Annotated in this window: 20 protein-coding genes; 6 read left to right on the plus strand and 14 right to left on the minus strand. The window is 70.3% G+C overall.

What is annotated here, in order from left to right:
- Positions 1-40: 40 nt before the first annotated feature.
- Together pncA and pncB are read left to right on the plus strand one after the other, a co-directional pair.
- A complete protein-coding gene (pncA, locus tag BUB57_RS12210) occupies positions 41-631 on the plus strand; it encodes a bifunctional nicotinamidase/pyrazinamidase (RefSeq protein WP_073067401.1) in 591 nt (196 codons plus the stop codon).
- On the plus strand, positions 628-1,935 hold the full coding sequence (gene pncB / locus BUB57_RS12215; protein WP_084732121.1) for a nicotinate phosphoribosyltransferase: 1,308 nt from the start codon (positions 628-630) through the stop codon (positions 1,933-1,935). Before pncA ends, pncB begins: the two co-directional genes overlap by 4 nt.
- A 28-nt stretch (positions 1,936-1,963) precedes the next feature.
- Here pncB and BUB57_RS12220 read toward each other — a convergent pair whose 3' ends face one another.
- Entirely contained in the window at positions 1,964-3,598 is a 1,635-nt protein-coding gene (locus BUB57_RS12220; protein WP_073067403.1) for an NAD+ synthase, read from the minus strand.
- Between the two features lie 250 nt (positions 3,599-3,848).
- Here BUB57_RS12220 and BUB57_RS12225 point away from each other — a divergent pair, with 250 nt between their 5' ends.
- Positions 3,849-5,435: an MORN repeat-containing protein gene (locus tag BUB57_RS12225; RefSeq protein WP_073067406.1), complete on the plus strand. Its 1,587-nt coding sequence runs from the start codon at positions 3,849-3,851 to the stop codon at positions 5,433-5,435.
- A 37-nt stretch (positions 5,436-5,472) separates the two neighbouring features.
- Here BUB57_RS12225 and uvrC read toward each other — a convergent pair whose 3' ends face one another.
- From uvrC to BUB57_RS12265, 8 genes are all read right to left on the minus strand, one after another.
- The gene (uvrC, locus tag BUB57_RS12230; RefSeq protein WP_073067408.1) at positions 5,473-7,356 is read right to left on the minus strand and encodes an excinuclease ABC subunit UvrC; all 1,884 of its coding nucleotides are present in this window, start codon (positions 7,354-7,356) and stop codon (positions 5,473-5,475) included.
- Between the two features lie 299 nt (positions 7,357-7,655).
- Entirely contained in the window at positions 7,656-8,435 is a 780-nt protein-coding gene (locus BUB57_RS12235; protein WP_268801862.1) for an SDR family oxidoreductase, read from the minus strand.
- Positions 8,436-8,539: 104 nt separating this feature from the next.
- Positions 8,540-9,346 carry a S49 family peptidase gene (locus BUB57_RS12240; RefSeq protein ID WP_073067569.1) on the minus strand — a complete coding sequence of 269 codons (807 nt, stop codon included), beginning with the start codon at positions 9,344-9,346 and terminating at the stop codon, positions 8,540-8,542.
- Positions 9,347-10,256: 910 nt separating this feature from the next.
- Positions 10,257-11,027 (minus strand): cytochrome c1, encoded by a 771-nt coding sequence (locus tag BUB57_RS17140; RefSeq protein ID WP_073067571.1) that lies wholly within the window; start codon positions 11,025-11,027, stop codon positions 10,257-10,259.
- 690 nt (positions 11,028-11,717) lie between these two features.
- A complete protein-coding gene (locus BUB57_RS12250; RefSeq protein WP_073067412.1) occupies positions 11,718-13,043 on the minus strand; it encodes a cytochrome b in 1,326 nt (441 codons plus the stop codon).
- Between the two features lie 11 nt (positions 13,044-13,054).
- Positions 13,055-13,627 (minus strand): ubiquinol-cytochrome c reductase iron-sulfur subunit, encoded by a 573-nt coding sequence (gene petA / locus BUB57_RS12255; protein ID WP_073067573.1) that lies wholly within the window; start codon positions 13,625-13,627, stop codon positions 13,055-13,057.
- 300 nt (positions 13,628-13,927) lie between these two features.
- Entirely contained in the window at positions 13,928-14,455 is a 528-nt protein-coding gene (locus tag BUB57_RS12260; RefSeq protein ID WP_073067414.1) for an ATP-binding protein, read from the minus strand.
- Positions 14,452-14,808, minus strand: a complete 357-nt coding sequence (locus BUB57_RS12265) for an STAS domain-containing protein (protein ID WP_073067416.1) — start codon at positions 14,806-14,808, stop codon at positions 14,452-14,454. The genes BUB57_RS12260 and BUB57_RS12265 overlap by 4 nt, the downstream gene beginning before the upstream one ends.
- Before the next feature lie 81 nt (positions 14,809-14,889).
- Here BUB57_RS12265 and BUB57_RS12270 point away from each other — a divergent pair, with 81 nt between their 5' ends.
- Positions 14,890-16,050, plus strand: coding sequence for a thiolase family protein (locus tag BUB57_RS12270; RefSeq protein WP_073067418.1), 1,161 nt, complete (start codon positions 14,890-14,892; stop codon positions 16,048-16,050).
- A gap of 159 nt (positions 16,051-16,209) precedes the next feature.
- Here BUB57_RS12270 and BUB57_RS12275 read toward each other — a convergent pair whose 3' ends face one another.
- Positions 16,210-17,688, minus strand: a complete 1,479-nt coding sequence (locus BUB57_RS12275) for an NAD-dependent succinate-semialdehyde dehydrogenase (RefSeq protein ID WP_073067420.1) — start codon at positions 17,686-17,688, stop codon at positions 16,210-16,212.
- A gap of 124 nt (positions 17,689-17,812) precedes the next feature.
- Positions 17,813-18,787 (minus strand): P1 family peptidase, encoded by a 975-nt coding sequence (locus BUB57_RS12280; protein ID WP_073067575.1) that lies wholly within the window; start codon positions 18,785-18,787, stop codon positions 17,813-17,815.
- A 158-nt stretch (positions 18,788-18,945) separates the two neighbouring features.
- On the opposite strand from BUB57_RS12280, the gene msrA reads away from it, so the two are divergent.
- Positions 18,946-19,611 carry a peptide-methionine (S)-S-oxide reductase MsrA gene (gene msrA, locus BUB57_RS12285; protein ID WP_084732123.1) on the plus strand — a complete coding sequence of 222 codons (666 nt, stop codon included), beginning with the start codon at positions 18,946-18,948 and terminating at the stop codon, positions 19,609-19,611.
- Positions 19,611-20,492 (plus strand): 50S ribosomal protein L11 methyltransferase, encoded by an 882-nt coding sequence (locus BUB57_RS12290; RefSeq protein WP_073067422.1) that lies wholly within the window; start codon positions 19,611-19,613, stop codon positions 20,490-20,492. The genes msrA and BUB57_RS12290 overlap by 1 nt, the downstream gene beginning before the upstream one ends.
- Positions 20,493-20,523: 31 nt before the next feature.
- On the opposite strand, the gene BUB57_RS12295 is transcribed toward BUB57_RS12290, so the two are convergent.
- The 3 genes from BUB57_RS12295 to ubiA all read right to left on the minus strand — a co-directional run bounded on the left by BUB57_RS12295 (position 20,524) and on the right by ubiA (position 24,566).
- Positions 20,524-20,805, minus strand: a complete 282-nt coding sequence (locus BUB57_RS12295; RefSeq protein WP_073067424.1) for a hypothetical protein — start codon at positions 20,803-20,805, stop codon at positions 20,524-20,526.
- A 104-nt stretch (positions 20,806-20,909) separates the two neighbouring features.
- Positions 20,910-23,504 (minus strand): OmpA family protein, encoded by a 2,595-nt coding sequence (locus tag BUB57_RS12300; protein WP_073067426.1) that lies wholly within the window; start codon positions 23,502-23,504, stop codon positions 20,910-20,912.
- 63 nt (positions 23,505-23,567) lie between these two features.
- Entirely contained in the window at positions 23,568-24,566 is a 999-nt protein-coding gene (ubiA, locus tag BUB57_RS12305) for a 4-hydroxybenzoate octaprenyltransferase (protein WP_073067578.1), read from the minus strand.
- Positions 24,567-24,573 lie beyond the last annotated feature (7 nt).

Genomic DNA, 24,573 nt, shown 5'->3' on the forward strand with positions numbered 1-24,573 from the left:
GGCGGGCTTTCTAGGGTTCCCCGTCCGCAGGAGGAGCGTCATGCGCGCATTGATCGTCGTCGACATGCAGGTCGATTTCTGCCCCGGCGGCGCGCTGGCGGTGGCAAGTGGGGACGAGATCATCGCCCCGATCAACGCGCTGATGCCCCGGTTCGACGCGGTGATCCTGACGCAGGACTGGCACCCCGCAGACCACGCCAGCTTTGCCGACAACCACGGCGCCGCGCCGTTTTCCACCACCCAGATGCCCTACGGCCCGCAGGTGCTGTGGCCACGGCATTGCGTGATCGGCTCGGACGGCGCCGCCTTCCACGCCGGGCTGGACCTGTCGCGCGCCGATCTGATCCTGCGCAAGGGGTTCCGGCCGGGGATCGACAGCTATTCGGCGTTCTTCGAAAACGACCGCAGCACCGCCACCGGGCTGGCCGGCTATCTGCGCGACCGCGGGCTGGACGACCTGCATTTCGTCGGGCTGGCGCAGGATTTCTGCGTGGCCTGGTCGGCGATGGACGCGGTGCGGCTGGGGTTTGGGGCCACGGTCATCGAGACCGCCACCCGCGCCATCGACCTGGACGGCTCACTGGAGGCCGCGCGCGATGCGATGCGCGCTGCCGGGGTGACGCTGGCATGATGATCCCCCATATCGACATTGCGACGCGGGTCTACAACCACAAGTGGAAAATCGACCCGATCGTGCGCTCGCTGATCGACACCGATTTCTACAAACTGCTGATGTGCCAGTCGGTGTTCCGCAACCGGCCCGACGTGGACGTCACCTTCAGCCTGATCAACCGCAGCAAATCCATCCGCCTGGCCGAATTGATCGACGAGGGCGAGCTGCGCGAGCAGCTGGACCATGTGCGCGGCCTGTCGCTGGCGCGGGGCGAATCCACCTGGATGCGCGGCAACACCTTCTACGGCAAGCGCCAGATGTTCCGCCCCGATTTCATGGAGTTCCTCGAGAATCTGCGCCTGCCGGAATACCAGCTGGAACGCCGTGACGGCCAGTACGAGCTGACCTTTCACGGCCGCTGGCCCGAGGTGATGCTGTGGGAAATCCCGGCGCTCGCCATCATCATGGAGCTGCGCTCGCGCGCCGTGCTCAAGGATCTGGGCCGGTTCGAGCTGCAGGTGCTTTACGCCCGCGCCATGGCCCGGCTGTGGGAAAAGATCGAACATCTGCGCAAGCTGGGCCCCGACCTGCGCATCGCCGATTTCGGGACAAGGCGGCGGCATTCCTTCCTGTGGCAGGACTGGTGCGTGCAGGCGATGATCGAGGGCCTGGGCGATTGTTTCACCGGCACCTCGAACTGCCTGATCGCCATGCGCCGCGACATCGAGGCGATCGGCACCAACGCCCATGAGCTGCCGATGGTCTATGCGGCGCTGGCCGACAGCGACGAGGAACTGCGCCAGGCCCCGTATCGCGTGCTGGCCGACTGGCAAGAGGAACACGACGGCAATCTGCGCATCATTCTGCCCGACACCTATGGCACGCCGGGGTTCCTGGACAACGCGCCCGACTGGCTGGCGCGCTGGACCGGCATCCGCGTCGATTCCGGCGATCCGGTCGAGATGGCGGAATATGCGATCCGCTGGTGGCAAAGCCGCGGCGAGGATCCGCAGGGCAAGCTGGTGATCTTTTCCGACGGGCTGGATGAACAGACCATCGCCATGCTGTTTTCGCGGTTCCACGGGCGGGTCAAGGTCAGCTTCGGCTGGGGGACGCTGCTGACCAACGACTTCCGCGGCTTCGTGCCCGGCGACGGGCTGGCCCCGTTCAGCCTGGTGTGCAAGGCGGTGGCCGCGAACGGCCGCCCGACGGTGAAACTGTCCGACAACCCGGAAAAGGCCACCGGCCCGGCCGAGCTGGTGGCGCATTACCGCCGCGTGTTCGATGCGGCCGAGGGGCAGCGGTTCGACGTGATCGTCTAGGGCGCCCAGCCCGCTCAGCCCAGCCCGCTCAGCCTGGATCGTGCCAGGCGTTGACCAGCGGATAGCGCCGGTCCATCCCGAAGGCGCGCGGCGACAGCCGCGGCCCCGGCGCGGCTTGGTAGCGCTTCCATTCGCTGAACTGCACCAGCCGCACCATCCGCTGCACCGTGTCCGCGTCGAACCCCTGCGCGATCAGCGAGGCGGTGGATTCGTCGCGCTCGATCAGCCCTTCGAGGATCGCGTCCAGCAGGTCATAGGGCGGCAGGCTGTCCTGATCGGTCTGCCCCGGGCGCAGCTCGGCCGAGGGCGGCTTGGCGATGATCGCGGGGGGGATCACCTCGCCCGCAGGCCCGCGCATCCAGTCGCGATGGTTTTCGTTGCGCCAGCGGCAGGTCTGGAACACCCGGGTCTTGTAGAGGTCGCGCAGCGGGTTATAGCTGCCGGCCATGTCGCCGTAGATAGTCGCATATCCCACCGCGACCTCGGATTTGTTGCCGGTGCACAGCAGCATATCGCCGAACTTGTTTGACAGCGCCATCAGCAGCACCCCGCGCAGGCGGGACTGGATGTTTTCCTCGGTCAGGTCGGGGGTGGTGCCGGCAAAGCTTTCGGCCAGCGTCTCGGTCACCGCCTGCTGGCCAAGGGTGATCGGCAGCGTGTCCATGCGGATGCCCAGCCGCTGCGCCTGTTCCGCGGCGTCGTCCAGCGAATGCTGCGTGGAATGGACCGAGGGCAGCCGCACCGCCCGCACGTTTTCCGGCCCCAGCGTGTCGGCGGCGATGGTGGCGACCAGCGTCGAATCGACCCCGCCCGACAGCCCCAGCAACGCACGGCGGAACCCGGATTTGCGCATGTAGTCGCCCAGGGCCACGCACATGGCGCGGTAATCCTGTTCCCATTCGTCGGGCTGCGGGGCCATCACCCCGGGCTCGGCCTGCCAGCCGCCCTCGCCGCGGATGAAGTCGACATGGGCCACCGCATCCTCGAACGGCGGCAGTTGCAGCTGCTTGTGCCCGCCCGGGTTCAGCACGAACGAGGCGCCATCGTGGACCCATTCGTCCTGCCCGCCGGTCAGGTTCAGATGCACCAGCGGCAGCCCGGTTTCCACCACCCGCGCCACCATATGGGTGATGCGGTGGTCGTGGCGGGCGCGGTGATAGGGGTCGGCGGCGGGGCAAAGCAGGATCTCGGCCCCGGTCTCGGCCAGTGTCTCGGCGACTTCGGGGGACAGTGCATCCGCGCCAAGGGCGCAGCCCAGCCGCAGCCCGTCCACCGCAAAGGGGCCGCTGATCGGGGCTGGGTCGAAGCTGGCGTCGCCGCCGTGACGCAGCACCTGCGCGGTGACGCGCCCGGATTGCAGCACCAGCCAGGCGTCATGCACCCGCCCGCCCACGCGCCAGGGCGCACCGATGCCGATCGCCGGCCCCTCCGCGCAATCGGCGGCGAGCTTTTCCACCGTGCGGCGGCAGTCGTCCAGAAACGCCGGTTTGCGCGCCAGGTCGCCCAAGGGGCTGCCGGACAGGAACAGCCCCGGCAGCGCCAGCATCTGGGCGCCGGCGGCTTGGGCTTGCTGCCAGGCCCCGTATGCCAGCGCCGCGTTGCCGGGCAGGTCGCCGAGCGTGGGGTTCAGCTGGGCGATGGTCAGGCGGAAACGGTCGGTCATGGCAGGGCTCCGTGCAGGGCTGTGGAAAGATAGGGCCTGCGGGGGGCGAGGGAAAGGGTGATGGCGCCGCCGGAGCGGGGGTTTTCCACCCCCGCACCCCCGGAGGATATTTGCGGCACGGTGAAAGCCCAAAGCGCGCGCGGGGGCGGCAGAGGTCGCCTTGGGCTTTGCGCCGGGCGGCGGCTGCGCTAAACCAAGCGCAGCGGCGGGCGCGGCCCGCATCCACCCACAGGCTTGAGAGGCTCTGGCGATGAAACCCGCAGTCCTTGCCGCGGCGCTGGCCGGTCTGGCGCTTTCCCAGGTGCCCGCGCCTGCCGTGGCGCAGGCCGCGGCGGTCGTCACCAAGCAATATGACGACGGCGGCGTCTATGAGGGCACGTTCCGCAACGGCCGCCAGCACGGGCGCGGCAGCTACAGCCTGCCCTCGGGCTATCGCTACGAAGGCGACTGGGTGGACGGCGAGATCCGCGGCCATGGGCGGGCGGTCTATCCCAACGGCTCGGTCTACGAGGGGCAGTTCGACGGCGGCAAGCCGCATGGCAAGGGCAAGATCACCTATGCCGACGGCGGCAGCTACGAAGGCGACTGGGTCGAGGGCGAGATCACCGGCCAAGGCCGCGCCACCTATGCCAACGGCTCGGTCTACGAGGGCGGGTTCGAAAAGGCGCTGCACCACGGCAAGGGGGTGCTGACCCAGCCCAACGGCTATCGCTATGACGGCGACTGGGTGCGCGGCGCGCGCGAGGGCCACGGCAAGATCACCTATCCCGACGGCTCGGTCTACGAAGGCGGGATGCTGGCCGAGATGCGCGCGGGGCAGGGCAAGCTGACCATGCCCGACGGGCTGGTCTACGAAGGCGTCTGGGCCAGCGGCCAGATGTCGGGGCCGGGGCGGCTGGTGCAGCCTTCGGGCGACATCTACGAAGGCACCATGGTCGCCAACCGGCGCGAAGGGCAGGGCCGCGCCACCTATGTGAACGGCGACGTCTACGAGGGCGGCTTCCGCGCCGACAAGCGCCACGGCAAGGGCGTGTTCACCGGCAAGGACGGCTATCGCTACGAGGGCGGCTGGGTCGACGACCGGATGGAGGGCGAGGGTCGCATCCAGTATCCCGACGGCTCGGTCTACGAAGGTACGCTCAAGGCCGATCAGCCCGACGGCCGCGGCCGTATCACCTATCCCGACGGCTCCGGCTACGAAGGCGACTGGGTGGCGGGGGTGATCGAGGGGCAGGGACGCGCCACCTATGCCAACGGCATGTCCTATGAGGGCGGCTTCAAGAACGCGCGCAACCACGGGCTGGGCACGATGTCCCACCCGGACGGCTATGTCTATACCGGCGCCTGGGTCAACGGCCAGCGCCACGGCGAAGGCGCGGCCACCTATACCGACGGCACCACCTATCGCGGCGGTTTCGCGGGCGGGCTGCGCGAGGGGCAGGGCGTGCTGATGACCCCGGACGGCTTCCGCTACGAAGGCGGCTGGAAGGCCGGCGAGATCGACGGCAAGGGCGTGGCCAGCTACGCCAACGGCGACGTCTATGAGGGCAGCTTCGTCGCCGGCAAGCGGCAAGGGGCCGGGGTGATGCGCTATGCCAGCGGCCGCGTGACCGAGGGCGAATGGCGCGACGACCAGCTCAAGGAAGATGCGAGCGCCCCGGCCGCTGCAGCCGAGGGCAGCGCCCTGCCTGCCGAACCGGAGGTGCCGGGCGGTTCCGCCGAGCTGCCGGCGGGCGGCGCGGGGGTAGCGCCAGACGATGAAGCGCAACCCGTTCCCCCTGCAGAGGAGACCCCTGCGGAGGATACGGCCGGGGAGGACCTGCCCGCCGAGGGCTAGGTGGCTGTGGCGCCCGCGGCAGGCGGCCTGCCCCGCCTCATCCCTCGGGGTGGAAATGGTCGTGGATGGTGCGGGCGAGCGCGCCTGAGATGCCCTCGACCGCCTGCAGATCGGCCAGACCCGCGTTCGACACCGCCTTGGCGCTGCCGAAATGCGCCAGCAGCGCGCGTTTGCGGGCGGCGCCAACGCCGGGGATTTCGTCCAGCGGGTTCGCCATCGCCTGTTTCGTGCGCCGGGCGCGGTGGGTGCCGATGGCCCAGCGGTGCGCCTCGTCCCGCAGGCGCTGGGTGAAATACAGCACCGGGTCGTTCATCGCCAGCGCCTTGGGACGCATCCCGGGGCGGTGGAATACCTCTTTGCCGTGGTCGCGATCCTCGCCCTTGGCGACGCCGATCAGGGGGATGTCCTCGACCCCCAGCTCGGCCAGGATCCCCGCCACCGCCGACACCTGCCCGGCGCCGCCGTCGATCAGCAGCAGGTCGGGCCAGGCTTCGGACGCGCGGTCGGGGTCTTCCTTGAGCAGCCGGGAAAACCGCCGGGTCAGCACCTCGCGCATCATGCCGAAATCGTCGCCGGGGGTGATCTCGGTGCCCTTGATGTTGAACTTGCGATACTGGCTTTTCATCCAGCTCTCGGGGCCGGCGACGATCATGCCGCCGACCGGGGCCGCACCCTGGATATGGCTGTTGTCGTAGACCTCGATCCGGCGCGGCACCACCGGCAGTTCAAACGCCTCGGCCAGACCCTCCAGCAGCCGCCGCTGGGTGGCGCTTTCGGCCAGCCGGCGGGCCAGGCTTTCGCGGGCGTTGCGCAGCGCGTTGGCCACCAGCTCGGCCTTTTCCCCGCGCTGCGGCACCCCCAGCACCACCCGCCGCCCGGCGCGGTCCGACAGCAGCCGCGCCATCAGATCCGCATCCTCGACCGCATCGCTCAGCAGGATCAGCCGCGGCGGCAGCTTGTCGGCGTAGAACTGCGCCAGAAACGCCTGCATGATCTCGGCCGGGGATTCGGAACCGCCGGTGCGGGGGTAGAAGTCGCGGTTCCCCCAGCTCTGGTTGCCGCGGATGAAGAACACCTGCACGCAGGCCTGCCCGGCGTCCAGATGCAGGGCCACTACATCGGCCTCGGGGACGCCCTTGGGGTTGATCGCCTGCACCGACTGCACCGCGGTCAGCGCCTTGATCCGGTCGCGCAGCGCCGCGGCGCGTTCGTATTCCATCGCCGCCGAGGCCTCGGCCATCTCGGCCGCCAGCCGGGTCTGGATCGAGGTCGAGCGCCCCTGCAGGAACCGCTCGGCATCCGCGACCAGCCCGGCATAATCGGTTTCCGAGATGCGTCCGACACAGGGCGCGCTGCAGCGCTTGATCTGGTAAAGCAGGCAGGGCCGGGTGCGCGAGGCAAAGGTCGCATCGGTACAGGATCGCAGCAGGAACACCCGTTGCAGCTGGTTCAGCGTGCGGTTGACCGCGCCCGCGCTGGCGAAGGGGCCGTAGTAATCGCCCTTTTCCGATTTCGCGCCGCGGTGCTTCTTGATCTGCGGGAACGGATGGTTGCGGGTGACCAGAATGTTCGGGAACGACTTGTCGTCGCGCAGCAGCACGTTGTAGCGCGGCTTGAGCTGCTTGATGAGATTCTGTTCCAGCAGCAGCGCCTCGGTCTCGGTCCTTGTGCTGAGGAACATCATGCTGGCGGTTTCGCGGATCATCCGCGCGATCCGCACCGAATGCCCCGAGGGGCGGGCGTAGTTCGACACCCTCGCCCGCAGGTTGCGCGCCTTGCCCACGTAAAGCACCGCGCCCCCCGCATCCAGCATCCGGTAAACCCCAGGGCTGGAATCGAGCCGGCGGCAGTAATCCGCGATCAGCCGGTGGCCGGTCAGGGGCGGAACGGGGTGTTCGGCAGGGGGTGCGGTATCGTCCATGGTGTTAACGAAGTGATTCCGTTTTCAGCCCGCAAGACGGGGTGGGATGCAAGCAGATATGCATCCACGGAATCTGTGGATAACTCTGTGGAACGGCTGCGGAACCATCGTCCCCGGATCAGGGATTCCTAGGCTTTCCCGGGTTTGCTCAAAAAACAGGCAGTGTTGCAAGGGGCTGTTTTTCATCGTTTTTCTTTGTATGCGCCACAAGCGGATGATTCCCTTGAAGGATTCGTGACAATCGGCGGGCTGCCGCAGCGATGGTGGACAAAGTGCCGCGGGGTGCTGCCGCGGGCGGGCTAGTCGCCGATGATGTCGGGGGTCTGCCAGGCCAGGTGCTGGCCGCCGTCGACGCAGATCAGCTGCCCCGTCACCGCCCGCGCATCCAGAAGATACAGCAGCGCGCGCGCAATGTCATCCGCATCGCCGCCCCGTTGCAGGATGGTGGCGGCGCGCTGGCGGGCGAAATGCCCGGCGCTTTGGCGGGCGCCCTGCAGGGTGGGGCCGGGGCCGATGGCGTTGACGCGGATCCGCGGCGCCAGTGCCTGCGCCGAGGTGCGGGTCAGCGCCCACAGCCCGGCCTTGGCCAGCGAATAGGTGATGAACTCGGGCGTCGGCTTCAGCACCCGCTGGTCGACCAGATTGACGATCAGCCCATGGGCCTGCGGCTCGGGCCCCGTCTGTGGCGCGGGCGGCAGCTGCCGGGCGAATGCTTGGGTCAGGATGAACGGGGCCCGCAGGTTCGAGCCGAGATGCCGGTCCCAGCTGTCGCGGGTGGCGGTGGCGATGTTGTCGTATTCAAAGATCGAGGCGTTGTTGACCAGCACCGTCAGCGACCCCATCGCCGCGGCGACGGCCGGGATCAGCCCTTGCGTTTCGGCCTCGTCCAGCAGGTCGGCGCGAAAGATGCCGGCGTTGACGCCGAGGGCGCGGGCCTCGGCTGCGGTCGCCTCGGCCTCGGCCTGCGAGCCCAGGTAATGGATCGCCACGTCATGCCCGCGCCCGGCCAGCGCCAGCGCCATTGCCCGCCCCAGCCGCCGCGCGCCGCCGGTGACCAGCGCCACCCCACTAGCGGCCAAGGGGCAGCCCCAGGATACGGGCGATCACCCGGCGGAAACCGGGGCCGAAGGCCAGCGCCAAGGCCAGCATGATCAGCAGGAACAGGACGACGATCTTGAGCATCTCAACCCCCCGGGGTCAGGCGCGCGAAGGCCGCCCGCTCGGCCGCCGCGTCAAGCAGATCCTCGGCCGAGATGCCGAAGCGGCGCAGGAACGGGGTGCGCAGGCCATAGGTCAGGAACTGCACATCCTGGCCGAACAGGTCGCGCATGACCGGCTCCAGATGGCCGATGCCGTCGGCCAGCCCCAGGTCGACCGCCTGCTGGCCGACCCAGACCTCGCCCGTGAACAGGTCGCGGTCGGCGGGCAGCAGGTCGCCGCGGCGCGACTGCACCTGATCCTTGAAGGCGGCGTGGATCGGCTCCAGCAGCCGGTGCAGCCGGGCGACATCCTCGGGCTGTTCGGGGCGGAACGGGTCCAGCCAGGCCTTGGCGGTGCCGGCGGTGTGGATGCGCCGCTCGATCCCGTGGCGGGCGATGAAATCCGCAAAGCCGAAGCTCGAGGAGATCACCCCGACCGAGCCGATGACCGAGGAATGATCGACCCAGATCTTGTCCGCCGCGGTCGCCAGCCAGTAGCCGCCCGAGGCCGCCACATCCTCGACGAAGACATGCACCGGAACCTTGTGGCGCTCGGCCAGCCGGCGGATGCGGGCGGCGATCAGCGAGGTCTGCACCGGCGACCCGCCGGGCGAGTTCAGCGCGATGGCCACCGCCGCCGGCCTGCGGCGCCTGAAGGCGCGGTTGAGCAGCGGCGCCAGCCCGGCATCGGACAGCCCGATCGCGCCCGCACGGGCCGCGGCCCCGATGGCGCCCTGCAGGCGGATGACAGAAACGACGGGCCGCCGCGGCGACAGGAACGGGATGCGCATGGCAAGCCAGATAAGCCCCACCAGCGCTGCCCGCAAGCGTCGTGATGTGGGGGAGGGGCGTGGGCGGGGGCGCTGAGAGAGGCTGGGCGGGCGGTAATGTGCCAGCGGTGTCGGAACATTGCCAAGAGGGAAGCTAGGTGCCGCGACGTGCGAGGGTGGATGCGGCCCGTCGAGGGCGCGCTTTGGCGGCCATCGAGGCGTGGGCCGGGCTGGAGTGTTGCCTGTCGCCGGTGGCCTATCGTTTTCAGGTGTGAACCGTTCTTCTTAAGCGCCCATCGGCGCCGTGTCAGTGCGAAATGGGGGTCGATGGTGGCTGATGCGGCTATCGGTGCAGTTATGCGGAGCGTTGCCGAGAGGACGCTTGGCGCTGTGACTTGGGAGGAGTGGGATGCATCGCCGCAGCGAGGCGTGCTTTGGCGAACATCGACGCGCAGGCCGGCTGCAGCGTTGTCCGCCACTGGCGGCGTATCGTCTTCTCAGGCGTCCATCGCCGTCGAGCTTGTGCGGATAGCGGCCGATAATGGCTGGCTATCGGTGTAGCCAGATGGAGCATTACCAAGAGGGCGGCTTGGTTGTGCGACGCGCAGAAGAGGGGATGCGGAGTCGGAGCGGAGGGGGCTTTGGCGACCATCGGGGTGCGGACCAGGTTGCGGCTTCGTCTGTCTCTGCCGGCGTGCCGTCTTCTTGAGCGTCCATCGCCGCTGCGCCGGCCCGAAACGGAGCTGATGGCGGCGATGTGGGGTTGCCGGTGCAGCCGTGGTGAGCCTGGAGGCAGCCGTGCTGTCCGGTCTGTGGTCCGGAGGTTCCCGCTCCCGCCTGTCGTCTGGAGGTATCCCCGGCTGGGCCCGTCAGCTCCGAAATGCAGAACGCGCCCCGGTGGGGCGCGTTCGGTGGTTTCTTGGGGCAGGGGTCAGCGGTCGCTGCCGGCGACTTCGTCGCGGTGCTTGATCGGCCACCACAGGCGCTTGTTGGTCAGGTACAGCAGCACCGTCAGCACGATCAGGAACAGGACCGCGACCAGGCCGGACTGCTTGCGCTCCATCATCTTGGGCTCGGCGGTCCACATCAGGAACGCCGAGATGTCCTGCGCCATGCTGTTCAGGTCGGTGGGCGAGCCGTCCTCGTAGGTGACCTGATCGTCCGACAGCGGCGGCGCCATCGAGATCCAGCCGCCGGGGAAGGCGGTGTTCTCGTACAGCACCGTGCCGGCCTGCTCCATCTCTTCGCCGGTGTAGCCGGTCAGGATCGAGTAGATGTACTCGGGCCCGCCGATGCCGTGGAACAGCTGGTTGATCCCGGTCCCGTAGGGGCCGTGGAAGCCGGCGCGGGCCTTGGCCATCAGCGACAGGTCCGGCCCCATGCCCTCGCCCTCGATGGTCGGGAACATGTCGGTCGGCTCGCGCGGGCGCTCGTCGTCCAGCTCGGGATCGAAGATCGACAGCTCGCCGGCATAGGCGCGCATCTGATCTTCGGGCAGCTGGGGGCCGTTGGGGTCCGAGAGGGTGCGCAGCGGCACCTGCTTCATCCCGTGGCAGCCGGCGCAGACCTCGGTGTAGACCTGCAGGCCGCGCTGCAGCTGCAGCTGGTCGTAGGTGCCGAACGGACCTTCGAAGCTGAAGGAGACGTCGTGGATGACCTGGTCGTGGGTGGCGGCCTCGGTCGCTTCCGCGGCTTCGTCGATCTGCGGGGCGTCCTCCTCGGTGGAGTCTTCCGCGACGGCGACATCCTCGGTCAGATCTTCCGCAGCGGCTTCGTCCTCGACAGCCTCGGCCGGGGCCTCGTCCTCGGTCGCCTCGTCCTGGGCGGCTTCCTCGTCGGCGGCAGCTTCCTCGGCGGGGGCTTCCTCGACCGCTTCGTCCTCGGCGGCGGGTTCGGCTTCGGCGGCTTCCTCGGCAGGGGCCTCGTCAGCCGGCGCCTCGTCGGCCGCGGCTTCTTCCGCCGGAGCTTCTTCCGCCGGTGCCTCGGCCGCGGGTTCCTCTGCCGGGGCTTCGGCCGCAGCCTCTTCCGCGGCCGGTTCCTCGGTCGTGGCCGGTGTAGCCGTGTCGGCCGCCTGGGCGGTGACCTCGGCCGCAGTCTGCGGCTCGGGTTCGGCAGTCACCGGCGCCGGTTCCGCGGCGACCGGCGCAGCGGTGGCGGCCGGAGCCGCCGGGGCAGGGGCAGCCGGGGCCGCGCCGGTGGTCTCGACCGTGCTCGAGCCGTCGGGCAGCCGGGTGACGGTGGTGCCGGGGCCGGTCGGGACCGGCGCCTGGGTGCCGGGCTCGTTCAGCGGCACCGTGACGGTGGTCGTGCTCTGCGCGTTCGCCGCCATCCCGAGGGACAGGGCCGCGACCGCCGTGAGTGTGACGTTTCTCAGGGACATTCGCGCCTCTCCTTACTCGGCGGGGTGGGTAGCGCGACCGTAGTGCGCGTCAAAGTCTTCCTCGATCGTGTTCGGAATCGGCAGCGGCCGCTCGATCACGCCAAGGAGGGGCAGGATCACCAGGAAATAGGCGAACCAGTAGGCGGCGCCGGCAAGGGCGATATAGGGGTAGATCCCTTCTGCCGGCATCGCCCCCGCCCAGGTCAGGACCACGAAGTCGACGGCCAGCAGCCAGAACCACCACTTGAACTGCGGGCGGTAGCGGCCCGAGCGCACGCGCGAGGTGTCAAGCCACGGCACCAGCGCCATCACGATGATCGCGCCGAACATCGCGATCACGCCGAAGAACTTGGCGTCCACGATGCCGAAGGTGATCCAGTTCACCGCCATCACCAGCCAGACGTCGGCGGTGAAGGCGCGCAGGATCGCGTAGAACGGCAGGAAGTACCATTCGGGCACGATATGCGCGGGCGTGACCAGCGGGTTTGCCTCGACGTAGTTGTCGGGGTGGCCGAGGTAGTTCGGCATGAAGCCGACCACGGCGAAGAAGATCACCAGCACGATGGCCAGCCCGACCAGGTCCTTGACGACGAAATACGGCCAGAAGGGCAGGGTGTCGCGCTTGGCTTCCTCTTTCGAGGTGCGGCGCACCTCGATCCCGGTGGGGTTGTTGTTGCCGGTGGTGTGGAAGGCCCAGAAGTGCACCACGACCAGGGCGGCGATCACGAAGGGCACCAGATAATGCAGCGAGAAGAAGCGGTTGAGCGTGGCGTTGTCCACGGCCGGGCCGCCCAGCAGCCAGGTCTGGATCGCCGGGCCGACGCCTGGAATCGCCCCGAACAGGCCGGTGATCACCGTCGCGCCCCAGAAGGACATCTGCCCCCAGGGCAGCACATAGCCCATGAAGGCGGTCGCCATCATCGCGATGTAGATCAGCATCCCGACGATCCAGGTGATCTCGCGCGGGGCCTTGTAACTGCCGTAGTACAGCCCGCGGAAGATGTGGATATAGACCGCCAGGAAGAACAGCGAGGCGCCGTTGGCGTGCAGGTAGCGCAGGAAATATCCGCCGTTGACGTTGCGCATGATATGCTCGACCGAGCCGAAGGCCAGGTCGACATGGGGGGTGTAGTGCATCGCCAGCACGATGCCGGTGGCCAGCTGCAGCACCAGGCAGAAGGTCAGCACGATGCCCCAGATCCACCACCAGTTCAGGTTCCGGGGGGTGGGCAGGGTGACGAAATCGACCAGCAGCCGCACGATCGGCAGGCGGCGGTCGATCCAGCGTTCGGCTGAGGTCTTGGGTTCGTAGTGATCGGTCGGAATACCGGCGGACATCGTCGCGCTCCTCAGCCCAGCTTGATGGTGGTGTCGTCCAGGAAGGCGGCGACGGGGATATGCATGTTCTGCGGGGCCGGGCCGCGGCGGATCCGCCCCGAGGCGTCGTAGTGCGAGCCGTGGCAGGGGCAGAACCAGCCCTGGTAGTCACCGGCGCCGTCGCCGATCGGCACGCAGCCCAGATGGGTGCAGACGCCGATCTGGACCAGCCAGCGGCCCTCGTCGTCCAGCGTGCGGTTGATGTCGTCGGCGTTCGAGCCCGGCTTGTTGGGGTTCTGCGACTGATGGTCGATCAGCGCGGCGCCGTCGTCGGCGCGGGCGCGGTCGATTTCCTCTTGGGTGCGGTGGCGGATGAACACCGGCTTGCCCAGCCACTTGACGGTCAGCTGGGTGCCCTCTTCGACGCCGCTGATATCCACCTGGATCGAGGAAAGGGCCTGCACGTCGGCCGAGGGGTTCATCTGGTTGATCAGGGTCCAGGCGGCTGCCCCGGCCGCAACGGCGCCGGCACCGGCGGTTGCGTAATAGAGGAAGTCCCTCCGGGTGGCGCCGTGGTCTCCTGCGTGGTCTTCAGCGTGGGACACGGTCATTCTCCAATTCGGGGCCAGCGCGGGTGAGCCGGGCCGATACGACAGGTCGGGCCGCCGCTCTGGACAGCCCTCGCAGGCGCGTTTCTAGCGGTCAACATTCCGTCAGTCCAGCACCGAGCCGCGCCGCCAGTGCCGCATTTGGCCGCAGTGTGGGATTTTCGACGCGCCGCCGGCAGCCACCTGAAAACCCGCGATTCCCAGCCGCAGGCGCCTGTTGCGGCGGGTGCGGGCGGTGGCCGCGGACGGCCCGCGGGCACGGCGGGGGCAGGCCAGGACCGGGGCAGGGCGCATCCCTCAGGCCACCACCGCGGTGCCCGAGGGGCGGCGCCCGTCCTCGGCCGGGGGGATGTGGAAGCACAGCACGTTGCGCCGCTGCTCGCGGAAATAAAACAGCGACTGCGTCAGGTCGCGGATCATGAACCAGCCGAATCCGCCCTCGCGCAGGGCCGCGATCTCGGGCGGGGGCAGCCGGGCCGGCACCAGGCAGGACGGCGGCAGCGGGGTGCCGTCGTCGGCGACCGCGCAGGCCAAGCCGCCGGCGTGGCTGGTCACGGTCAGGTGGATGGTGACCGGGGGCAGCCGCCCCCGCGGCGCGGCGCCCGGGGGATGGCGCCCGTGCTGGACGATGTTGTTCAGCACCTCGGCCATCGCAAGCTCCATCCGGTCCAGGGCATCGGCGGGCACGGCGCCGGCAAAGCGCACCCGCAGGTCGATCAGCGCCTGCTGCACGGTCAGCGGCTCGGCCGCCAGGATGCGGTGGAACATCGGCGCCCCGCACGGCCGGCGGTCGCCGTAGTCGGGGAACGGCATGTCGTCGATCATCTGTCGGCCTCGTCGTCCGGGGCGGGAGGGGGAAGAAGCGCATCCGGGTCGCGGTGGATGGTGAACACCGTGTCCATCCGGGTCAGGCGGAACACCCGGTCCACGTTCGGGGTCAGCCCGGTCAGTTCCAGCCGGTGCCCGTCGGGCAGGATGCGGCGGATCGCCAGCACCGCCCCCAGCCCCGAGCTGTCCATGAACTGCACCGGCGTCAGGTCCAGCAGGATCCGCGGCCCGTGCCGCGCCGCCACATCGCGCAGCCGGTCCTTGAAGCGGATGGCGATCGCGGCGTCCAGCCGCGGTTCCTCGACCCGCACCCTGACCCCGTCGTCGATGAGATCTGTATGGAATTGCATCCCTGACCCTTGCGGCGAATCCGTCCTTTGCCCCATGGTTAGCCGAAACTCGTTACCAAATCGCAAACAGCCGAGAGTGCCATGCCCGAGGTCTATATCCATGCCGCCGTCCGCACCCCTATGGGGGGAATGCAGGGCGCCCTTGCCCCCCTGACCGCACCCGAGCTGGGCGCCGCCGCCATCGCCGAGGCGATCGCCCGTGCCGGGGTGGGCGGCGAGCAGGTCGACGAGGTGCTGATGGGCTGCGTCCTGCCCGCGGGCCAGGGCCAGGCGCCCGCGCGCCAGGCGGCGCTGGGGGCGGGGCTGCCGCAGTCGGTGCCCGCGGTCACGCTGAACAAGATGTGCGGCTCGGGGATGCAGGCGCTGATGTCGGCCGCCGATTCCATCCGCGCCGGCTCGGCCCGCACCATCGTTGCGGGGGGAATGGAGAGCATGACCAACGCCCCCTATCTGCTGCCCAAGATGCGCGGCGGCGCCCGGCTGGGCCACGGGCAGGTGATGGATTCGATGTTCCTCGACGGGCTGGAAGATGCCTATGACAAGGGCCGGCTGATGGGCACCTTCGCCGAGGATTGCGCCGCCGAGTTCCAGTTCACCCGGCAGGCGCAGGACGAATACGCGCTGCGCTCGCTGACCCGGGCCAAGGCCGCGATCGACGAGGGCCGCTTTGCCGGTGAGGTGGTGGGCGTCAAGATCGCGACCCGCGGCGGCGAGACGCTGGTGGACACCGACGAACAGCCCGGCAACGCCCGCCCCGACAAGATCCCGACCCTGAAGCCGGCGTTCCGCAAGGACGGCACGGTGACGGCGGCGAACTCGTCCTCGATCTCGGACGGGGCGGCGGCGCTGGTGCTGTCGGACAAGGCCGAGGGCGCCATCGCCCGCATCATGGGCTATGCCGGCCACGCCCAGGCCCCGGCCGAATTCCCCACCGCCCCGGTCCCCGCCGCCGAAAAACTGCTGGAGAAGCTGGGCTGGAGCAAGGAAGACGTCGACCTGTGGGAGGTGAACGAGGCCTTCGCCGTCGTCCCCATGGCCTTCATGCAGAAGATGGGCCTGTCGCCCGAGGTGGTGAACGTGAACGGCGGCGCCTGCGCGCTGGGCCACCCCATCGGCGCCTCGGGGGCGCGCATCGTGGTCACGCTGATCAACGCGCTGAAGACGCAGGGCAAGAAACGCGGCGTCGCCGCCATCTGCATCGGCGGCGGCGAGGGCACCGCCATCGCGGTCGAGCTGGTCTGATCACGGGCCGCGCCGGACCGGGGCTCTGCCCCGGACCCCGGGATATTTTCACACCAAAGACCGCGCCTGCAGCTCCATGAGGTCTTTGGTGCAGAAATATCCTCGGGGGGAATCGCCGTCAGGCGATGGGGGGCAGACAGCCCCCCTTCTTTTTCCGGTTCAGATCGACAGGCAGACGTATTTCATTTCCAGATAATCGTCGATGCCGTGGCGCGAGCCTTCGCGGCCCAGCCCCGACTGCTTGACGCCGCCGAAGGGCGCGACCTCGGTCGAGATGATGCCGGTGTTTACGCCGACGATGCCGTATTCCAGCGATTCCTGCACGCGGGTGATGCGGCCGACGTCGCGGGCATAGAAATACGCGGCCAGGCCGAAGATGGTGGCATTGGCCTTGTCGATCACCTCCTGCTCGGTCTCGAAGCGGAACAGCGGCGCCAGCGGGCCGAAGGTTTCTTCGGTCGAGACCTTGGCATCGGCCGGCACGTTGGTCACCACCGTCGGCTGGAAGAAGGACCCGCCGAGTTCGTGGCGCTTGCCGCCGGCGACCACCTTGCCGCCGCGGTCCAGCGCGTCGGCGATATGTTCCTCGACCTTTTCCACGGCATCGGCGTTGATCAGCGGGCCGGTGGTGGTGCCGGTCTCGAGCCCGTCGCCCACGGTCAGCTTGTCCACCGCCGCCGCCAGCCGGCGCGCGAACTCGTCATAGACCCCGGCTTGCACATAGATGCGGTTGGCGCAGACGCAGGTCTGGCCGTTGTTGCGGAACTTGGACGCCATCGCCCCTTCGACCGCCGCATCCAGATCGGCGTCGTCGAAGACGATGAAGGGGGCGTTGCCGCCCAGCTCCATCGAGCATTTCAGCACCTGGTCGGCGGCCTGGCGCAGCAGGATGCGCCCGACTTCGGTCGAGCCGGTGAAGGTCAGCTTGCGGATCAGCGGGTTCTCGCAGAACTCCTTGCCGATGTCCGAGGACCGCGAACTGGTCACCACCGACAGGATCCCCTTGGGCAGCCCGGCACGTTCGCCCAGCACCGCCAGCGCCAGCGCCGACAGCGGCGTTTCCGCCGCCGGCCTTGCGACGAAGCCGCAGCCCACCGCCAGCGCCGGGCCGCATTTGCGGGTGATCATCGCGTTGGGGAAGTTCCACGGCGTGATCGAGCCGACCACCCCGATCGGCTGGCGCAGCACAGTCAGGCGCTTGTCGGCCATGTGGCCGGGGATGGTCTCGCCATAGACGCGCTTGGCTTCCTCGCCGAACCACTCGATGAAGCTGGCGCCATAGGCGACCTCGCCCTTGGCCTCGGGCAGGGGCTTGCCCTGTTCGGCGGTCAGGATGGTGCCCAGGTCGTCCTGGTTCTGCATCATCAGCTCGTACCAGCGGCGCATGACCTGGGCGCGTTCCTTGGCGGGGCGGGCGGCCCAGTCCTTCATGGCGCGGTGGGCGGCCTCGATGGCGCGGGCGACCTCGGCCCGCGACAGGTCGGCCACGCGGGCGATCACGTCGCCGCGGGCGGGGTTTTTCACCTCGAAGGTCGCGCCGTCGTCGGCCTCCACCCACTCGCCCGCCACGAAGGCGCGGGTTTCCAGCAGCGAGGGGTCGCGCAGCAGGGTCTTCAGATCGGTCGAATGGGCGGTCATGGTCTCCTCCGGTATGACTGGCCGGGCATCGGTCAGGCGCGACGTGACCACCAGCCGCCGCCATTGTCCAGTGCCGGCGGCCGCAAGACCGGGCGCGGGCGTGCATCCGCCGCAAGCGCGCCTCTCAGCCCCGCGCCGCCCGCCAGCAGGGCTGCAGATCGCCCGGGGCCGGGGTGGCCAGGAACACCGCCCGCGCGATGGCCCGCGCCATGGTGCAGGCGGCGGCATGGCCCAGCCGGAACGGGTCCGCCCCCTTGCGCGCCCCGGTCGAGACCGCGAACACCAGATCCCCGTCGAAGGGCGTGTGCGAGGGCACGATAGCGCGGGCGAACCCGTCATGCGCCCCAACCGCCAGCCGAGACAGCGCCGCCTTGTCCAGCGCCGCGTCGGTGGCGATAATGCCGATGGTGGTGGCCTCGCCCTGCCGCTTTTCCGGCGCGGGCTCATGGCCCGGATCATAGGGGCCCGCCAGGCCCAGCCCGCCGAACTCGTCTCCCAGCTCCCACGGCGCGGCCCAGAACTGCCCCGAGGGCGCGGTCACCGACCCCAGCGCATTCACCGCCACCAGCGCGCCGATGGTGGTGCCGTCCTCCAGCACCGCCGAGGCCGAGCCCAGCCCGCCCTTCCACTGCGCGGTCAAGGCCCCGGTCCCCGCGCCTTCGGACCCCAGCGCGAACCGGACCCCGGTCGCCTCCAGCGCGCGGCCCCCCAGCGCGGGGTAGGGGCTGTCGCCCCAGCCCTTGTCGCCGCCGTTCAGCAGGTCGAACAGGATCGCGCCCGGCACGATCGGCACGCGCGCATCCCCCACCGCAAAGCCGCGCCCCGCCGCCCGCAGCCCGGCCATCACCCCTTCGGCCGCGCCCAGCCCAAAGGCCGAGCCGCCGGCCAGCACCAGCGCATCCACCGCCTGCACCAGCCGGTCCGGGGACAGCAGGTCGGTTTCCCGCGTGCCCGGGGCGCCGCCCATCACATGCACGCCGCAGGCGAATGGCGCGTCCGAGGTCAGCACCGTCACCCCCGATTTCAGCGCCGCATCCGCGGCATTGCCGACCCGCAGTCCCGCAACATCGGTAATCAGGTTCAACGGTCCTGCCTTCATGCCATTCTCCATTACGAAAATATCCCGGGGGCCCGGGGGCTGGCCCCCGGTCCGGCCTCGCCGCGGCCCCAGCCTGTCGCAGAACCGGACCGCCGCGCAAGGCGTTGTGAAACCCCGCCCCGCGCCCTAGATCAGGGACCAACCGACAGGAGCACGCCATGCAAGCCCCGATCCACGCCATTTTCGGCCGCCCGCTCGACACCCCCACGCCCAAGGGGTTCGAGGATATCGTGCTGGGCATGGGCTGCTATTGGGGGGTCGAGCGGCTCTATTGGCAGCAGGAGGGCGTGTTCCTGACCGAGGTCGGCTTTGCCGGCGGCAGCACCGAGAACCCGACCTATCGCCAGGTCTGCGCCGGCGGCACCGGCCATGCCGAAGTGGTGCGCGTGGTCTACGACCCCAGCCGGATCAGCACCGAACAGATCCTCAAGATCTTCTGGGAAAACCATGATCCCACCCAGGGCAACCGGCAGGGCAACGATGTCGGCGACCAGTATCGCTCGGTGATCTTCACCACCTCCGACAGCCAGCTGGCCGCGGCCGAGGCCAGCCGCATCGACTATGACAACCGGCTGGCGGTGAACGGCTATGGGCGCATCACCACGCAGATCGCGCCGCTCGACCGCTTCTGGCGCGCCCCGGAAGAGGATCACCAGCAATATCTGCACAAGGTGCCCGACGGCTATTGCGGGCTGCGCGGCACCGGGGTGCAGGCCTCCAGCGCCGCCGCGGTGCACGAGGCTGCAAGCGGCGAAAGCGACGGGAACCCGGAACCCTCGTCCTCCTCGGCGGGCGGGTCCTCGGTGGCGACGGGGGCGCTCTGATGGCGACCTGGACCGCGCTGACCCATGCCCAGGGCCGCGCCGCCGCCGAGGCGCTGGCCGAGGCGTGCGAGGACATGCTGACCCCCGAGCCCGTCGGCAGCGGCGTGTTCGAGATCGAAGACGGTTCCGACCGCTGGGAGGTCGGGGTCTATTTCACTGAATCCCCCGACGAGATCACGCTGGCGCTGCTGGCCGCCGCCTATGGCGCCCAGCCCTTTGCGGTGTCCGAACTGCCCGAGGTCGACTGGGTGGCCCATGTCCGCCGCGAGTTGACGCCGGTCGAGGCCGGCCGGTTCTTCGTCCACGGCGCCCATGACGCCGACCGCGTGCCCGAAGGGGCGGAATCGCTGTGCATCGAGGCCGCGATGGCCTTTGGCACCGGCCACCACGACACCACCCGCGGCTGCCTGCTGGCGCTGGACCGGATGCTGACGGCGGGCGAGGCGCCGCAGCGCGTGGCCGATATCGGCTGCGGCACCGCGGTGCTGGCGATGGCGGCGGCGCGGGTGCTGCCGGGGCTGGTGCTGGCGTCCGACATCGACCCGGTGGCGGTCGAGACCGCCCAGGCCAACGTGCTGGCCAACGGGCTGGACGGGCGGGTGGAATGCGTGATGGCCGAGGGGTTCTCGCACCCGCTGCTGCATGACGCGGGACCGTATGAGCTGATCTTTGCCAATATCCTCAAGCAGCCGCTGATCGACCTGGCGCCCGAAATGGCGCGGCATCTGGCGCCCGGCGGGCGGGCGATCCTGTCGGGCATCCTGACCGGACAGGCGGATGAGGTCGCCGCCGCCTATGCCGCGGCCGGGGTGCCGCTGATCCGCCGCGACGATCTGGGCGACTGGGCGACGCTGGTGGTGGGGCGCCCGGCCGAGGGCTGAGCCCGCCGCCTTTCCCGCGCCTGCCGGCCGGTCAGGATTGGCCGGGGGTCTGCGCCAGCTTGCGCTCGATATAGTTGCGCAGCTCCTCGATCTCGATCTGGGCGACGCGCAGGTCGTCCTCGGCGCGGGTGGCGGCGTCCTCGGCGGTGGCGATCCGGGCTTCCATGTCGGCAAGGCCCGTGGGCGGGGGCGGCACTTCCCGGTCAGCGCCCGAGTCGCCGGCCCGCAGCGCCAGCCAGCCGGCCAGCCAGCCCAGCAGAAAAGCCGCGAACAATCCGCCGGCAATGGCGATCATCAATTCGGTCTGGTCCATGCCCCGAGCTTACGCCGCCCGCCGCGGCCGGGCGAGAGCCAAGACCGCTCGACGCCCCGCCCCGGCAAACCCCCGCCGACGGGGTCCGGCCCGGCGGCAGGTCTCTAGCGCGATGGCCGCGCGGGCGGCGGCCGCGGCGCGGCTCCTGCGGGTGCCGCTGCGGCAGCGTCTTGCGGTGAGAGTGTGCCGTCTGCTCCGGTGTCCGCCGCTGCGCCGGCTTCCCCGGCGGGCGTTGTCGTTGCGGCAGCGGCGGCGCTGTCTTGTGGTGGGGTGGTGTCGTCCGCTCCGGCGTCTTCCGGTGCGCTTGGCTGAGGGCTGTCTGTTGCAGAAGCCTCGCCGGCAGGTGCATCCGCTGCCGAGGCTTCCGGCGCAGAATCCTCGGGTGCAGAGCCGCCCGATGCAGCCTCGGGTGCCAGGGCGGTAGTTGCGGGGTCCGGCGTATCGCCTGCGTCTCCGGTGGCGCTGGGAGCATCATCTGCTGCCGCGCCACCCGTATCCTCTGCCGTGGCTCCAGCCGCATCTTCTGCCCCGTCACCTTCCGCGGCAGCTTCCGACGCCGCCTCTGCCCCATCACCCTCCGCGGTCTCCTCCGGCGGCGCCTGTGACGCGTCACCGCCATCTGCCACTGCGCCCTCCGGCGGAGCATCCTGCCGCTCCGCGTCGCTGTCCGGCGTCGTCGTCCCCTCATTCCCACCTTCGACTGCACCCTTTGGCGAGGCATCCTGCCCCTCCGCGCCGCGGTCGGGCGCTGCCGCCCCGTTCGTCTCTGCCACGGCCACGGTTACCCCGCGGGTGGTGATCTGCACCGGCGGCTCGGTCGTCACCGGCTCGGGCGAGAGCAGGCGGAACTCGATGCGGCGGTTGGCCTCGCGGCCCTCGGGGGTGGCGTTCGTGGCCACCGGGCGGTCGGCGCCGTGGCCGACGGCGGTCAGGTGGCGCGTGTCGGCGCCCGCCTCGGCCAACGCCGCGATCACCGCGCGGGCGCGATCCGCCGACAGCTTGCGGTTGAACTCGGCCGAGCCCTGCGAGTCGGTGTGGCCGCCGACCTCGATGCGGAAATCGCTGCAGGGCTCCAGCCGCTCGGCCAGCGCGGCGATGCTGGGGCCGACCTCGCCGGCCAGGGCGGCGCGGTTCGGCTCGAACCCGATCTCGGCCTGCTGCATGGCGGTGTTCAGCGCATCGACGCATTGCTGCCCGTCGGGCAGGTCAGAGGCCGGATCCAGCCGCGGATCGTAGCTGAGCGCCAGCTCATACGCGGCGCCGGCGCCCAGCCGCATCCCCAGCCGCGCGGCGATCTCGGCGGCGGCGGCGGGATTGCCGGTGGTGCCGTCCAGCGCGATCAGCGCCGGCGTCACCGTGGCGGTGCCGCGGTCGAGCACGTCCAGCGCCTCGACTGCGGCCATGCCTCGGGCGGCCCAGCCGGGGGGCGTGTCGTCGCGCACCGTCAGCCCGGCCGCATCCGCCGGTCCCAGCCGCGCCGCCACCAGGCTGGCCAGCGCCGCGCCCATGCGCTCGTCGGGAACCGCGCCTTGCAGCCGCACCCCTTGCGGGCCGGTGTCGACCACCAGTTGCAGCGGCCCGTCCCCGGCCGCCGGATCGCCCGGCGCGGGCGGGGCCAGCGTGGCGGTCAGCGCGAAGCTGCGCGGCAGCGCCTGCGCCAGCCGGTCGCGGGCGGCGGCGAAATCTTCGGCCGCCTGCGCGGGGGCATCCAGCACCACCTGGGTGTCGGTGATCGTCAGCCGCCCGGCGGGCAGCGCCGCCAGCGCCTCGATCCCCGCCACCGCGGCGGCGGACCATTGCGGCGAGGGGGCGCCCAGCCCGACCTCGCAACCCGGGGTGCCGGCGACCCCGGCCTCGGCTGCGGCGGCGAGGATGGCGTCGCGGCTGGGGATGGTGTCGGCGGAACAGCGGCTCAGGCTGGTGCCCTGGGCATCGCGGGCGATTTCCAGAACGAAGGGGGCGATCACCGGACGCGGCGCAGTGATATGGGTGGCCAGCACCACCCCTGCGGGCAGCGCCAGCGACAGCGCCTGTTCCAGCCGGGTCTTTTCGGCCTGGCCGTTGGTCACCGCGGTGATTTCCACCCGCCCGGGCGTGACCGCGATCTTGGCGCGCGGCATCTGCTCGGCCGCGGCCACGGCAAAGCCCACCGCCGCGTCCCAGTGGTCGGGCACGGGATGGTCGGCCAGTTCCAGCAGGTCGGTCAACCGGGCGGGACCGGCGGCGCGGCCCAGCCGCTCGATCAGCGGGCGCCGCTGCATGGCGCGGGGCGCCAGCCCGATTACCGAGGTGCCCTGTTCGTTGCGCAGGATCTCCAGCCGGAAGGGCGGCGGCGCGGGCCGGTCGGCGCTGGCGACGGTGACGGCATCGCTGACCCGGGACAGCCCGGTGACGCTGGCAGCGGCGCCCGAGGCGGCGGCGACGGCGCGCAGGTGCTGGATCTCGTCCGGCGCGGTGCCGGTCAGCCGCACCTCGAGCCCGTCGGCCGCGATCCGGGCCCAGTCCAGCGATTGCTGGGCCAGCTCGGCCCGGACCCTTGCGGCCAGCCGGTCCTCGATCCGGGTGGTGGCCCATTGCCCGGCCGCCAGGGCCGCGCCCGCGGCCAGCCCCAGCAGCCCCAGCCCGGCCAGCCGTCCCCGCCAGCGGCGGCGGCGGCGGACGGAGGGAGAGGGGGTCGCGTTTCGGTCCGTATCGGCCATGCCGGGTCTTTCCTTGTCGTCAGCGGTCCTGCCCCAGATGGGTGCGCCCTGACCGCGCCGCAATCAAACCTGGGCGAGCCCCGCCAGCAGCAGCGCCCCCGCCACGATCAGCCCGGCGTCGCGGTTGGCGCGGAACAGCCGCAGGCACGAGGTGCTGTCGTGCTGGTCGAACCGGCGCAGCTGCCATAGCAGATGCGCGGCGAACCCCGCGATCCCCAGCATCGCCAGCACCGCCTGCACCGCCGAGGGGCGCGTGGCCGCCACCGCCGCCGCCAGCAGCAGCACTGACCCCGCGGCAAAGCCCAGCAGCCAGCGCGGGCTGTCGTTGCCGAACAGCCGCGCGGTGGATTTCACCCCGATCAGCGCGTCATCCTCGGCGTCCTGATGGGCATAGATGGTGTCGTAATGCAGCGTCCACAGGATCCCCGCCGCATAGGCCAGCAGAGGCGCCGGGTGCAGCTTGCCGCCATGGGCGGCAAAGGCCAGCAGCACCCCCCAGTTGAAGGCCAGTCCCAGGAACACCTGCGGCCACCAGGTGAAGCGCTTGGCAAAGGGATAGATCGCCACCAGCCCCAATGATGCAAACCCCAGCGCGATCGCCGCCCCGTTCATGGTCAGCAGGATCAGCGCCCCCAGCGCCAGCTGCGCGGCCAGCCACAGATAGGTCCCCCGCAGCGTCACCTGCCCCGAGGGCAGCGGGCGCGAGCGGGTCCTGGCCACCGAGGCGTCGATGTCGCGGTCGGTGATGTCGTTCCAGGTGCAGCCGGCGCCACGCATCACCAGCGCGCCGATGCCGCAGGCGATCACCACCCACAGATCCACCCAGCGCGGCCGGTCGGCGATCATCGCCAGCCCCGTCCCCCACCAGCAGGGCAGCAGCAGCAGCCAGGTGCCGATGGGGCGGTCGGCGCGGCTCAGCCGCAGCCATGGGCGCCATGCCGGGGGGGCGTGGCGGTCGACCCAGTTGCCGCCGGGCGCGTCGGCGACCGTGGCGGCGGCGGGGCGGGCTGTTCCGCCCGCGGCCGATGGCGTAACCGGTGGCGTGGGATCGTCAGACTGCATAAGGTCC

Source organism: Paracoccus solventivorans (assembly GCF_900142875.1).
In the GTDB taxonomy this organism is placed as follows: Bacteria; Pseudomonadota; Alphaproteobacteria; order Rhodobacterales; family Rhodobacteraceae; genus Paracoccus; species Paracoccus solventivorans.